The sequence below is a fragment of the Aquimarina spinulae genome (assembly GCF_943373825.1).
GTDB lineage: Bacteria > Bacteroidota > Bacteroidia > Flavobacteriales > Flavobacteriaceae > Aquimarina > Aquimarina spinulae.
The window spans coordinates 1,379,667-1,394,170 of sequence record NZ_CALSBP010000002.1; the positions used below are offsets into that span (position 1 = coordinate 1,379,667).

Below are 14,504 nucleotides of genomic sequence, written 5' to 3' on the forward strand. Positions count from 1 at the left end.
CTACATCTATCCTGAGGGTAGTTTATCATTTTTATTAAACTGAATTCATTTTTTTATAAAGCTATAGTGTAGTTTCTTCTTTTTCTACATTTAGAAATGTAAAATTGTAATGAATGATAGTATATAAAGTTGGAGATAAGAATATTCCCTTGATTATCATAAGCTTGTGTAGATTTGTGGTTAATAATGATTCAAAAATACTTTCTTATCATCATTCAAATTCTCGAATTAATCAACCTAACTCCTGATATTTATCAACTATTTTTTTGACATATATCAGTTTAGTACCTTCATAAAAGGTGATCTTTTTTAATTTACTTTTAGAGAGCTTAAAAGGTGATACATTTCACAAAACTTTAGTATTTAGGATCTTGAACAAGAATAGAGTCCATTAATTTATTGTTTATATTTACTTTTCAAAATAATTCAACATTCACAATCAATGAACTCACACATCACTCTAAGGGTTACTTCCCTATTTTTATTTTTATGTACGCTCACTACATTTTCTCAAAATGCTAAAAAGGAAAAAGATTCAATCAAAAAAGCGACTAAGGAGCTTCCTTTAGAGCCTGAACGTACAATATCCTTTACAACCGATCAGGGAACCTGGATTTCGCTAGATGTAAGTCCGGATGGAAAAACTATTGTTTTTGATCTTATGGGTGATATCTATTCTATTCCAATTAGCGGTGGTAAAGCAACGCAAATTACTAGTGGTATGGCATATGATGTACACCCCAGATATAGTCCTGATGGCAAATCCCTGGTTTTTATCTCAGATAAAAGTGGTTCTGATAATATCTGGACTCTGGATCTTGCTACCAAAGAGGATAAACAGATTACTAAAGAAGAAAAACACAATTTCTTTTCTGCAGAGTGGACTACCGATGGTGAATATATTGTAGGTGGTAAAGGGCGTAGAAATATTAAACTACATATTTATCATAAAGAAGGTGGCTCTGGTGGTCAATTATTTGAAAAACCTAAGAATATCAAAGCTATTGATCCTGCTTTTAGTGCAGATGGTAAATTGTTATATTTCTCTCAGCGTAAAGGTTCGTGGGACTACAATGCACAATTACCACAATATCAAATAGGGACTTATGACATGGAAGATGGTGACATGGCAGTAATAACCTCTCGATATGGTTCTGCTTTCACTCCTACTTTATCTAATGATGGCAACTGGCTGGTGTACGGTACTCGTTTTGAAGAAGAAACCGGTCTTGTGTTACGAAACTTAAAAACCGGAAAAGAGCGATGGTTGGCATACCCGGTTCAACGGGATGAGCAAGAATCGATAGCGCCTCTGGGAGTGTTACCGGCAATGTCATTCACTCCTGACAATAAAAGCCTAATTGTTTCGTATGGTGGAAAAATATATGCTGTTTCTGTAGAAAACAATACTGCCAAAGAAATCCCTTTTCAGGTTAATGTAAGCCTTGATCTAGGGCCAAAACTAGCTTTTAAATACCCTATAAAAGATACAGAAAATGTATGGGCAACCCAGATTCGTGATGCCAAACCATCACCAGATGGTTTGAAACTGGCATTTACTGCATTGAATCGGTTATATATAATGAATTTACCTAATGGTACTCCCAGACGTTTAACTACAAATAATTTTACAGAAGCGCAACCTACCTGGTCTCCCGATGGAAAATATATTGTATTCACTACCTGGAAAAAAGGAGGTGGTCATTTATTTAAAGTAAGTCATGATGGTCGTTCTGCACCTATACAATTAACCAAACAACCCGGTATTTATACAAAACCTTCATGGTCTTATTCTTCAAATAGAATTGCATTTCATCGAGGAGTAGCTCAGACGTATGATGATGCAATTAACCCATTTTCAAATCGAACTCAGGAAGATTTAGTATGGATAAATGCTAATGGAGGTGTTATCAATATGATTGATAAAACAAAAGGAAGACAAAACCCTCATTTTACCAAAATAGATAATCGTATTTATTTAAGTAGTAATGAAAAAGGGTTAATTTCTATTCGTTGGGATGGATCTGATGAAAAAGAGCACCTAAAATTAACCGGAATCACTACTCATGGTTCTCAGGATATTTTTGGTAAAGATCATCATGAAAATAATATTGATAGTTATATTTCTAGTGCGTTGCCATCAGCAGAAGAAGGGTGGCGTGATAAAAGTAAGGCTTCCAAACCTTCAGAAATACAAATCTCTCCAGATGGAAAAACTGCACTCGCTTTAATTAATAATGATATTTATACAGTAATTATTCCTCGATATGGCAAAGCGCCTTCGGTTTCTGTCGCCAAAGTTAACGGAGCTGCATTTCCGGCTATGAAATTAACGGTTATGGGTGGTGAATTTCCTACCTGGTCCTCGAATAGTAAAAAAGTACACTGGTCCCTGGGAGCAAGTCATTTCAGGTATGATCTAGAAGCAGGAAAAAAGTTTAACGATAGCTTAGCGGCCAAGAAAAAAGAAGAACTTAAGGAAACAGAGAAAAAATCTGATACTACAAAAACAGACAAGAAAGAAGATGAAGAAAAAAAGAAAGATCCAAAATTTGAAGCTGAAGAATTTAAAATTAAAGTAAATTATAAAAAGGATATCCCTAAAGGAACTTTATTATTACAAGGAGGTCATATTGTTACTATGAAAGGATATGATGTTATTAAAAAAGGAGATATTCTTATAGAGAACAATAGAATTAAAGGTATTGGTATTTCGGGAAGCATAACAATTCCTGCAGGTACACAAACTATTGATGTTTCTGGAAAAACATTAGTCCCTGGATTCATTGATACTCATGCCCATATGTGGCCCAGTTGGGGTGTGCATAAAAACCAGGTGTGGATGTATTCTGCAAACCTGGCCTATGGCGTTACAACTACCAGGGATCCACAGACCGGTACAACCGATGTGCTTACTTATAGTGATATGGTAGAATCTGGTATGATCCATGGTCCACGTGTATATAGTACTGGTCCGGGAGTTGGGTTTTGGAAATATCAAATCGAAAGTCTGGATCATGCCAAAGATGTATTAAAGCAGTATAGCGAGTATTACAATACCAAGAGTATCAAAATGTATTTGGTGGGTAATCGTAAACACCGACAATGGATCATGATGGCTGCAAAAGAATTAAAACTAATGCCTACTACTGAAGGAGGCTTAGATTTTAAACTAAATATGACCCAACTCTTAGACGGCTATCCCGGTCATGAACATTCCTTCCCTATTTACCCTATCTATAAAGATGTTGTAAAAACCGTAGCAGATTCAAAAATGGCAGTGACACCTACTTTATTAGTATCCTATGGAGGGCCTTGGGCAGAAAATTATTATTACTCACGTGAGAATGTTTGGAGAGATCAAAAAATTCAATATTTCACACCTTATGAAGAATTAGCACAAAAATCCAGAAGAAGGCCAGGTTGGTTTATGGAAGAGGAACATGTATTTAAAAAACATGCCGTGTTTATGAAAGAACTGGTAGAAGCAAGTGGTTTGGCCGGAATAGGAAGTCATGGACAATTACAAGGACTCGGATTTCATTGGGAATTATGGTCTGTGGGTAGCGGTGGAATGAAAAATCATGATGCTCTTAGAGTTGCTACAACACTTGGTGCTGAAGCATTGGGATTAGATAATGATTTGGGAAGCATTGAAGTCGGAAAACTAGCCGATATTTTAATTTTATCAAAAAACCCATTAGAAAATATCAGAAACACAAATACATTAACTCATGTAATCAAAAATGGAAGAGTGTATAATGCAAATACATTGGATGAAGTATGGCCCAAAAAACAAAAAGCAGAAACTTTTCATTGGCAAACCAAAAAACCTAATGGATTACCCGGAATTAAGAAGTAGGTATGTGAAAATAGAGTTAATTTCAATAAATATTTGGAAAACAATAAAGAAACTATTAATATTTGCATAACAAAATGAGAAACAATAGACTACATATTAATCCTAAAACATTGTATAAACAATGTAAATATCGTTGGGTACATACATTATCCCCACAAAATAGGATGCTATATGGCTATTTTTGATTTTTTTTGAAGTGATTTAAAACAAAACTAAATATAACTCAAGCGTCCAAGAAATTGGACGCTTTTTTTATTGAATCTTTTTGATGTAAAATAAAGTAAGTGCAAAAATCTAGTCGAAATAATCTCACTAAAGAATAGAATTTGATATAAGTAACAATACATTTTGATCTCATAACTCAATAATCTCTATAAACTCAGTAAAAAAATTAGACATATGAATAAAAATTAATTAGCACATAAAAAATATCATTTGGAAAGTAAGCAACAGGGAGACAGACAATTGCAAGAATATCCAAAATCTGTTGAAAAACGGACAGGGATTTCTATGTCTTAAAATGATTATAACTAATTGATTTTCAATAAAATAAATTAAAAAAATATTTGCTTATTAAAAAATTGTTTTGATCTTTGCATCGAAACAATTGCGAACTTAGATTGATATCAACAGTACGCATTTAACTTAAAAAAACAAAAATGACACTTAGTAATTCACAACATATGTTAACCCGACTTTTTAATAAACAATCGAGGTATTGTTCTGGAGTGAATATAAAAGGTGTCTATTATATAGAAAAGATAATTATAAGAGTATAACTTATAAACAAATCAAGATATAAAAAAGACGCCCTAATAAGGCGTCTTTTTTTGTTGATAAGGTTCATTGACATATTGAAAAAACTAATGTATAAGGTTCTAATACCAGAACCAATATAATATAGTATGTACTGTAGCACAATTGCTAGTACATCCGACTGTCTCTTGGATGTATATCCCGCACTGCGGGATCGGTACTACTAATTTTTCTGGGTATTACTTTTCTTAATACCCAAATAAACAGCAATACCTCCTGTAAAAAACATTAATAAGCTATACACTGCTGGAGCAACTGCAAACGAAGTATTTTTAAGTAAAACAACAGCAATAGTTATTGCTAGAGTTCCATTTTGGATTCCCGACTCTATTGCGATTGAAATAGCTCTTTTATCTTTAATACTAAATAATTTAGCAGAATAATATCCCACAATCATTGTAATAACATTTAAACATAAGGCAACTATTCCTGCTTGCTGAAAGTAAGACACCATATTATCTTTTTCTTTAATTGTGATACCTACAATTACAAGCATTAGTACAATGCCAGAAGCTCGTCGAACAGGTTTAGCCATTTTTAAAGCAAACCGTTCATTATATTTTCTAATTAACATACCAATACCTACAGGAATAATGGTAATTACCAATATCTGAACAATAGTTGTTACTACATTCAATTTAATCATTTGTCCCTCTTCCAAAAAATGAAGAAGTGCAAAATTTATAATAAAAGGTATAGTTAAAATAGTAATAAAGCTACTTAATGCAGTAAGGGTAACGGATAATGCTATATCTCCTTTTGCCAAATGAGATATCAAATTAGACGTTGGTCCTCCGGGACATGCAGTTAAAATCATAATTCCGATTGCAATCTCGGGTTGAATAGGAAATAAAGATGCCAATGCAAATCCTAATACTGGTAAAATTAGTATTTGATTGGTCAATCCTAACAGTATTGCTTTTGGATATATAAATATTCTTCTAAAATCATCAACAACCAGCGATAATCCCATTCCAAGCATTATAATAATAAGAGATAAGGCTAAAATAATTGTCGATACACTATCCATCTTTTATAGTTCTGATTGAATAAGCAATATAGAAATTTTTGAAGGATATTCTGGTAAAACATCACAAGGAACACGGTATTCCTCAAGGGTCTAATTACCATCAATTTATGAATCACCCATACCATAATTAACATATAGTATAAAAAAGCAAAAACTGATAAGATAATCTTATCGGCTCTATTAATCTTTAAAAACAACAATCATGAGAAATGATGAATCACAATGGTTTTTACGTAAAACCACAGAAACAGAAAAGTTCACTGTACAATCTAGAGCTATGAGTGTTACTCTTCATCTTAAATCAACTAATGTGAGTAACCTCGATAGGTATGACATGAGCTATACAACAAAGAAACGAATAGAAAATTATTCAAATTCTTTTGAAAAAATTAACGCACCTGAGTTTGAATCATTACCAGGCACATAAATAACAGTTCAAAATTTAATAATATGAAAACACAACTTACCAATAATAAAGAAAGAAAAATATCAAAAATACTAGCAAAATGGCTTTCTAATTACATCACGGCGATGAGCAAAGCTTTATACCCTCCGGAAGTAAAAGGAGTACAAAGTAAAAATGACAGACATCGCATTTTTGATAAATGATGTAGTAGTGCCCTGTTACAAATAGGAAAAGGTAACGGGGCTTTATTTACACAATTAAGCAAGTCATTTTTATGAGAAATATAGATAAATAGCAATCACTGTTATACAAATCGATACACCAATGGGCATTACATATCTTAGCGGAGTGATATTTACCTGTTTGGTGTATTCTTGCTTATATTCATCTTTCCTTGGATAAAGCTTACCTATTAACAGCATAATAACTACATTTAAAATAAATAGCACTGCCATTACATGTAAGAAATGCGGATAATTTTCTTCTCCAATCACATATGGTTTTAATATAAACTGACTAAAAACATATAACATAGAGCCCGAAATAAGTCCTATTTTTGCAGCAATTGCTGGAACATGTTTTGTTAAATACCCTACTATAATTATTGTCAAAATCGGAATACTATAAATACCATTTGCCTCTTGTAGGTAACCAAATAATCCATCCGAAGCATAGACAAGAAGTGGTGCCACAAACATTGATATTACTGCTAAAATAATTCCGAATAATTTTCCTGCTTTAACAACAGTAATTTCATTAGCTTCTTTATTAAAATATTCTTTATAAATATCTATCCCAAATAATGTAACAGAACTATTCAAAGCGCTATTAAATGAACTTAAAATAGCTCCAAATAATACTGCTGCAAAAAAGCCTACCAAGGATACCGGCAAGACTTTACTTACTAACATAGGATAAGCTTCATCTGGATTTTTGAGTGTATCTCCAAACATATGAAAAGCGATAATACCAGGTAACACTACTATAATTGGTCCTAAAATCTTAACAAATGATCCCAATAACAGGCCTTTTTGCCCCTCCTTTAAATTTTTGGCTCCAAGAGCTCTTTGAATAATAGCCTGATTGGTTCCCCAATAAAATAATTGTACCAGCATCATTCCCGTAAAAATAGTTGTAAAAGGAACCGATGCTTTTTTACCTCCTATTCCATTAAATTTATCAGGATATAAATCAAACAAAACATTAATTCCTTCTAAAATATTGCCACTTCCAATATCCCATAGTCCAAATAAAGGAATCATCACTCCTCCTATTAATAATCCAATAGCATTAATAGTATCTGACACGGCTACAGCTTTTAATCCTCCAAAAATTGCATAAATTGAGCCTATACTTCCTATTCCCCATACTGTAATCCAAAGTGCTATTGATTCTGATACTCCCAGAAGTTCTGGTATATTAAACATAGTATTAATAGCCAATGCACCAGAATATAACACTGTGGGTAGCAAAATAATAGCATACCCCGTAAGAAATAACCCTGATGTTATTGCTTTGGTAGTTGTATCGTATCGTCGTTGTAAAAACTGGGGTACCGTGGTAATCCCTCCTTTTAGATACCGAGGTAATAAAAATATGGCTGTAATTACCATAGCGATTGCCGCAAGTGTTTCCCATGCCATCACCAATATACCTTCTTTAAATGCAGCTCCATTTAGACCTACAATCTGTTCTGTTGATAGGTTAGTAAGCAATAAAGATCCTGCAATGACTCCTGCTGTTAAACTTCTTCCTCCCAAAAAGTAACCATCAGAAGATGTTTCATCTGTCTTAGATGTAGATAAATAGGCAATAATACCAACCAAAAGTGTAAACCCAAAAAAAGAAATGATACCTATATAGTCCATAATTTTATTTTAACCTTCATGTATAATTTTGGTGTAATGTTTAGAAAATTACTAGCATCTCATATAGGTTATAATTAAAAGAATATACCCTATGAATATTGTACCATATCATCAATATCCACATTTCTGTGCTATATACTACTCGTATACATTTGAAAACTATAGACAAAAAATTGAAGGATTATTTTTATGCAGTGCTTTTTTCTTTTGGGCAATTGCTTAAAAATAGTAATATGCTTGTATTAATCAATCATGATCATGATATGCTATAAAAAAACAGCGTGTTTACACACGTTGTTTTTTTATAATCTAATTACTATTACTGATTTTAATTTAATATCCTGGATTTTGATCTGATACCGACAATGCCGTATTCAATTGAATTTCGGTCATGGGAATAGGAAACAAATTATTTTTAGTTGTATATCCTGTTCCTGTAAGTTCTGTGGCTGCTCTACCCCATCGTACCAAATCCCAAAAACGTTGCCCTTCATGTGCTAATTCTAAGAATTTCTCATTTATAATTGCTTCAAATAAATCATTTCCGGATATTCCAGAAAGGTTAGGTAATCCAGCTCTATTTCTTACCTTATTTAATTCAATTAATGCCAGATCATCTTGGCCATTTTTATTGTATGCTTCTGCAGCTAATAGCAAAACTTCTGCATACCGTAATAATCTCCAATTGGCTGAATAATTTACTTCTGGTACTCCTTCAGAAACAGTTTCAGATAAACGAGTAACATACTTCATACGTATAGCTCCTTCATAACCCCAAATATTCTCAGGGGTATTCACGCTACCTCCAGCAGCAATAATTTCTGCTTCTGTAGCTATAGTAGCTGCTTTTCGATCTATATCCCCAGCTATATCAAAAGCTGTTACCAATTTAGATGTAGGTAAATTAAACCCCCATCCATTTAGAATTCCTAATCCAGCTACATCAAAAAAACCATCTCCTCTTGGTCCCATTAATTGTTGGTGAATATTACTTTCTGCACGACCTCCCCAGGGAAAATTACTCCAATCATAGCCATTAGTAGAGATATACCCTAATTCAAAAAGTGATTCTTTACCGAACTCTGTTGCAGTAGTCCATACATCTGCCGGAGTATCTTCAAGATCATGTGCGGGATTAGCTATCACACTGGATAACTCTGTAATTGCTGATGCATATTTTTCCTGAAAAACCAATACTTTACCTAAAAGAGCTTTTGCTGCTCCTTTGGAAACTCTAAACGGCTGAGAAACCGACATCTTATCTGGCAAACTAGCAATAGCATTTTTTAAGTCATTTTCTACATGCTCATAGATTTTTGCTCTAGAGCTTTTAGGTAAAGCAAAATCATCAGGACTTATATTAGATGGGCTCTCTAATCGCAAAGGTACGTCTCCCCACATTGTTGCTAATTCAAAATAACACCAAGCTCTGATAAATTTTGCTTCTCCCAAGACTAATTCACGATTACTTAAAGTTCCTGTCTCTACAGTATTAATAATAATATTTGCTAATGCAATTGTTTGATAAAACAAATCCCAATTGCTCTGAATTGAAATATTATCAATAGACACATTTACATAACCATCAATATCTTGTAACTGCTCTTGATCGGTAGAACTACCTCCTCCTGCATTGACATCATCTCCTGGTAACATTTTTACAAAATATGCACTATTCCAGTTAAGACCATAATTGTGTTGCATAAGATCATACAATCCTATAATTGCTTGATCTGCATTTTCTTCAGTATCAAAATATGTAGCATTATCTAATGTCCCAACTGGGGCAATATTTACAAAATCGTCACTACAAGATGTACAAAAAACCAATATTGTGATAAAAATTATTTTTTTCATAATTATAAATAATTAAATTTTTAAAAATCTACTGATAAACCAAATAATGCTTTACCAGGTATTGGGTAAAATCCTCTATCAATTCCTTGGCTATTATTTGCAAAACTTCCTGCCTCAGGATCTAAACCATTATACTTAGTGAAAGTAAAATAATCATCCAGAGAAATGTAAACTCTTAACTTTCCTAAGCTAAGTTTATCTGTAATTGCTTGTGGAAAATTATACCCTAATTGTAATTGTTTAATTCTTAGATAAGAGCCATCTTCTACCATAAGATCGGTATCATATGCTTCAGCTATATTTGCAGCTCCCGGAAAAGATGCTATATCCCCTGGTCGTTGCCATCTATTATTAAAATAATCAACGGGTTTATTAGTTAATGGTCTAGAAGGACGATGATATCCTGCAAAAATATCATTACCATATGTTCCTTGAAATAATACGTTTAGATCAAAGTTTTTATACCCCAAACTAATATTACCTCCAAACAATATATCTGGATGTGGTGAACCAATCATAGTTTTATCATTAGAGGTAATACCAGGAACTCCATCGGTATCAACAAAAATAATTTCTCCTGTCTGAGGATCTATACCATTGGTTTTAAATCCATAAAAATACCATACAGGAAAACCTTCTTCAAATCTTGTAATCGGTCTTCCTGGGATTGACGCGCCATTTAAAGCTCCTCCAATAGATACTTCTGAAGTATTATTTTTTAATGTAGATAAGTTAAGGTTAATACCATAATCCAAACCTCCGTTGCTAGTGGTATTATAACCAATCTCAAATTCAAAACCTCTATTCGTAATTGTACCTGCATTAATTGCTCCTAATGTTCTACCTACGGACCCAGGTACTATAATATTACCATTAGAAACAATCAAATCTCTGGTAGTTTTACTATAATAATCTACAGAAAAGTTAAACTTATTATCTAATGCTTTTAAATCAAGACCAATGTCGAGTTGTTCTGAACGCTCCCATAATAATTGAGGGTTTGCCAAATCTCCAACTTGAGTACCACTTACGCCCTCATAAACTATTGGTACAACTCCAACATCGGTAGCAACACTTTGCCAGAATTGTAAATCTCCATTACCCGACAAGTTTGCATCACTTCCATTCTGTCCCCAGCTACCACGTAATTTGATGTGGTCAATTTTATTTGAATTCCAAAAATTTTCTTTAGAAACCACCCAACCAACAGAAACTGCAGGAAAATATCCTCCTCTTTCATTTTTAGGAAAAACACTTGATTGGTCATATCGTAGTGACCCTTCTAATAAATATTTATCTAAATAATCATACGATATTCTTCCAAAAACCGAAGTCATATTCTTCTGAAATATATTGCTCCCTATGATATCATTATCTCTGTTAGAAAAATCAAAATATGCAAAATCATCAGTTCCTCTAGGAACATCAGCCCCTTGCAAATTATAAAATGGATTTTTGATTTTCTCGGCAGAATAGCCAAGTAAGCCAGTAAAACTATGTTCTTCTAGATTCTTAGTATATCTTGCAAAATTTTCCCATAACCATCTTGAATTTCTGTTTATTGCATGCTTTAGACTTACAACAGAATTACTTGCTTCACTGGCAACATAATATACAGGTGTCCACCTTGTGTCAAATGAATTAGATCTTTCATAGCCAAATCTTGATGTAAATGATAAATCATTTGATAATTTTATCTTTCCTTTAACAGAAAGTAAAACTCTATCGATATCTATTCCCCCTCTAAAAATATAGTTTGAAGATGCTACAGGGTTAATTATCTCTCCTGTAGTATACGTAGGATATCCATATACATTCCCATTTCTATCAAGCATTGCTGTGCCATCCTCAAGACCTGTCATTGCTCTTGGAGGAAGTGTGCCAGTATATATAACGGGAGTTAACGGATCAATTAATAGTGCATGATTTACTACTCCTCTAAAAGAATCGTCCTCTGTAATTGGAGACTGCCCTGTATTAGAATACACAATATTAGTTCCTACTTCTAACCAATCTTTTATATCACTCTTAAGATTTGCTCTTAAAGTATATCTTTTGTACGATGAATTATTACCTACTATACCATCCTGATCTAAAAAAGACCCTGATAAAAAATACGTCGATCGTTCTGATCCCCCCGAAAAACTAAGGTCATGTTTCTGAATAAATGCATCTTGAAAGGTTTCATCAATCCAGTCTGTATCAATCCCATTATTTACTACAGTTGTATTGCCAGCTTCATTCGAATATGTTACAAATTGAGAAGCGTTCATTAGTTCCATTTTAGTTCTTAAAGTCTGTATTCCAATTTGTGAATTATAGCTAATAACTGATCGACCTTTTCTACCTTGTTTTGTAGTAACAATAACAACACCATTTGCACCCTGAGTACCGTAAATCGCTGAGGATGCAGCATCCTTTAATACTTCTATATTCGCAATATCGCTTGGAGCAATATTCTCTAAATTTGAAACTTTCATACCATCAACTATATAAAGAGGATCAGAATTCCCATTAGAGCCCGTACCACGAATCCTAACTTTTGATGCAGAACCAGGAGATCCTGACGAAGAAACAACTGTAACACCAGACACTCTACCTTGTAAAACTTGTTCTATACGTTGATTAGATGAATTTTCTATTTGTTTAAAATCAATACTAGAAATTGCTCCGGTAACTAAACTTTTTGCCCTGGTTCCGTACCCTACAACAATTACTTCTCCTAATTCTCCCGCATCTTCAATCAATGTAATATCTAATTTAGGTTGACCAGAATATACAACCTCTATATTAGCAAACCCCAAATAAGAAAACACTAAAGATTCTCCTTTAGATACTTCTAATTCATAGTTACCATCAAAATCGGTTTGAGTACCTCTATTTGTATTTTTTATAATAATACTTGCTCCTGGTAAGGGTTCACCATCGGCGGTGGTAACTTTACCTGTTAACATCGCCTGTTGGGGTTCTTTTGATTCTGAAATCGTTTTCGTACCCAACTCTTTTTTTCGTTTAGATATTACTATTTGCCGATCAATTATTTTATAAGTGAGATCTGTTTTTTGAAATACCCTATTTAGTATCTCTTTTACAGTAGATTGTTTAAGACGTAGTGTGATTTTTGTATTGGTTTTTACAATATCATCCTTATAAAAAAATATAAACTCGCTTTGAGAATGAATTTGATCAAACAGTTCTTCAAGAGTACCGTTTTTTAAGTTAATATCCAGCTTAGTTTGTGAATAAGAGTTATGTGCATACACACTTGTTAAGCCAAAACACAGGAATAAAATAAAAACTCTCATAAGGGTTAATAAAAAATTGTGTTTCTTCTTTTCAGACAAAAAAGAAACACTGTTAACTTTTTTATTCATAATTTTGTTTTTTTATGCATTAAGTATTGCGATATCGCAATATTTGATTTAGGTCAGAAAATGTTGCCGCATTTTCTGACTTTTTTGTAATAGATTACAATCTCTTTGTCATTTCATATCATATGGTTTTTGGTTTTTAGTTAATTACAAATTTTCCGTTTTCTATTTTGTATCTCAAATCTGTTGATTGTTTGAGAACTTCCATCACTTTTTCTACACTATCTTTTAAATCTAAATGACCAGAGAAAGTCTGCATTTTAAGTTCTTCGCTCTCTATAGAAATTACAACATTATAATACCGGGAAAGCTTTTTAACTATCATATCCATTCTTTCTTTTTTGAATATAAATTTACCATCACGCCACGACATATATTTGGTAACATCGACTCTCTTGCTCCTTATTTTTTTAGTTTTATTATTATATACAGCGAGTGTTCCCGGAGTTATTTTTATACTTGATTTCCCAAAAATAGAATTCCCTTTATACTTTATCTCTACACTACCTCGTTCTAAAGCTGTACTTGTATAATCATCATCATTATAACTGCTTACATTAAATACCGTACCTAAAACTTTAATATCGTAATCATCTGTAACCACATAAAATGGTTGCTTTTTGTTATGTTTTACATCAAAAATAGCTTCTCCTATAAGATGAACTTCTCTTTTATCTCCATTAAACACAACTGGATATGTAAGTTTCGAACCCGAATTAAGCCATACTTTTGTACCTTCAGACAGAGTGATTTTAGTTCTCTTTCCAAAAGGAACAATAACTGTATTAAAAGTATTCTCTAACGATTGTTCTATTATTTTAGAATCATTAATATCTACTTCTCCTCCAGAGCTAGAATACGTGACACTTGATGTTTTTTCTGTAATTTTCACTTCCTCTTTATCATTTAAAACCAACTTTACGTCTCCATCTTTATCAATATTAATATCTGTAGCATCAACATAGTTTTTTATTGCAGATGAATTCTGAAAGGTATTGGTATGCTTAACAGAAAAAAATATAATTGTAATTGCTGCAGCAACACCTATATAATATCCTAGTCGTCTCTTTTTCTTTTTATTACGATATTCTGTAACAGACGTATTTATTTTATTTTTTAAAATTCTTTTTTCTTCTTCGGTTAACATTTTGGGAAGATTTTAATATCAATTATACTATTTTATGTTTTTATCTAGCACATTATTATACTATAGCATTTGGTAAAACTTAATGATGAAATAACAAATTCAGCACCTTACCATATTATAAAAGCATCAAAACCAAAAAACATAGAC

8 protein-coding genes are annotated in these 14,504 nt (G+C 32.7%); 3 read left to right on the forward strand and 5 right to left on the reverse strand.

Annotated elements, in window-relative coordinates; translation table 11 throughout:
- Positions 1 to 442: 442 nt before the first annotated feature.
- A complete protein-coding gene (locus NNH57_RS11785; RefSeq protein ID WP_108807386.1) occupies positions 443 to 3,862 on the forward strand; it encodes an amidohydrolase family protein in 3,420 nt (1,139 codons plus the stop codon).
- 979 nt (positions 3,863 to 4,841) lie between these two features.
- Here the strand turns inward: NNH57_RS11785 and NNH57_RS11790 are convergent.
- Complete coding sequence (locus NNH57_RS11790) at positions 4,842 to 5,708, reverse strand: bile acid:sodium symporter family protein (RefSeq protein WP_074407567.1); 867 nt, start codon at positions 5,706 to 5,708, stop codon at positions 4,842 to 4,844.
- Between the two features lie 202 nt (positions 5,709 to 5,910).
- Here NNH57_RS11790 and NNH57_RS11795 point away from each other — a divergent pair, with 202 nt between their 5' ends.
- On the forward strand, positions 5,911 to 6,135 hold the full coding sequence (locus tag NNH57_RS11795; protein WP_108807387.1) for a hypothetical protein: 225 nt from the start codon (positions 5,911 to 5,913) through the stop codon (positions 6,133 to 6,135).
- Between the two features lie 23 nt (positions 6,136 to 6,158).
- Positions 6,159 to 6,317: a hypothetical protein gene (locus NNH57_RS11800; protein ID WP_159099158.1), complete on the forward strand. Its 159-nt coding sequence runs from the start codon at positions 6,159 to 6,161 to the stop codon at positions 6,315 to 6,317.
- Positions 6,318 to 6,386: 69 nt separating this feature from the next.
- Here the strand turns inward: NNH57_RS11800 and NNH57_RS11805 are convergent, their stop codons facing one another.
- The 4 genes from NNH57_RS11805 to NNH57_RS11820 form a co-directional block, all read right to left on the reverse strand.
- A complete protein-coding gene (locus NNH57_RS11805; RefSeq protein ID WP_234423321.1) occupies positions 6,387 to 7,982 on the reverse strand; it encodes a solute:sodium symporter family transporter in 1,596 nt (531 codons plus the stop codon).
- Between the two features lie 333 nt (positions 7,983 to 8,315).
- On the reverse strand, positions 8,316 to 9,839 hold the full coding sequence (locus NNH57_RS11810; protein WP_074407565.1) for a RagB/SusD family nutrient uptake outer membrane protein: 1,524 nt from the start codon (positions 9,837 to 9,839) through the stop codon (positions 8,316 to 8,318).
- A gap of 20 nt (positions 9,840 to 9,859) precedes the next feature.
- A complete protein-coding gene (locus NNH57_RS11815; RefSeq protein ID WP_074407564.1) occupies positions 9,860 to 13,213 on the reverse strand; it encodes a SusC/RagA family TonB-linked outer membrane protein in 3,354 nt (1,117 codons plus the stop codon).
- 136 nt (positions 13,214 to 13,349) lie between these two features.
- Positions 13,350 to 14,357 carry a FecR family protein gene (locus tag NNH57_RS11820; RefSeq protein ID WP_108807388.1) on the reverse strand — a complete coding sequence of 336 codons (1,008 nt, stop codon included), beginning with the start codon at positions 14,355 to 14,357 and terminating at the stop codon, positions 13,350 to 13,352.
- Between the last annotated feature and the right edge of the window lie 147 nt (positions 14,358 to 14,504).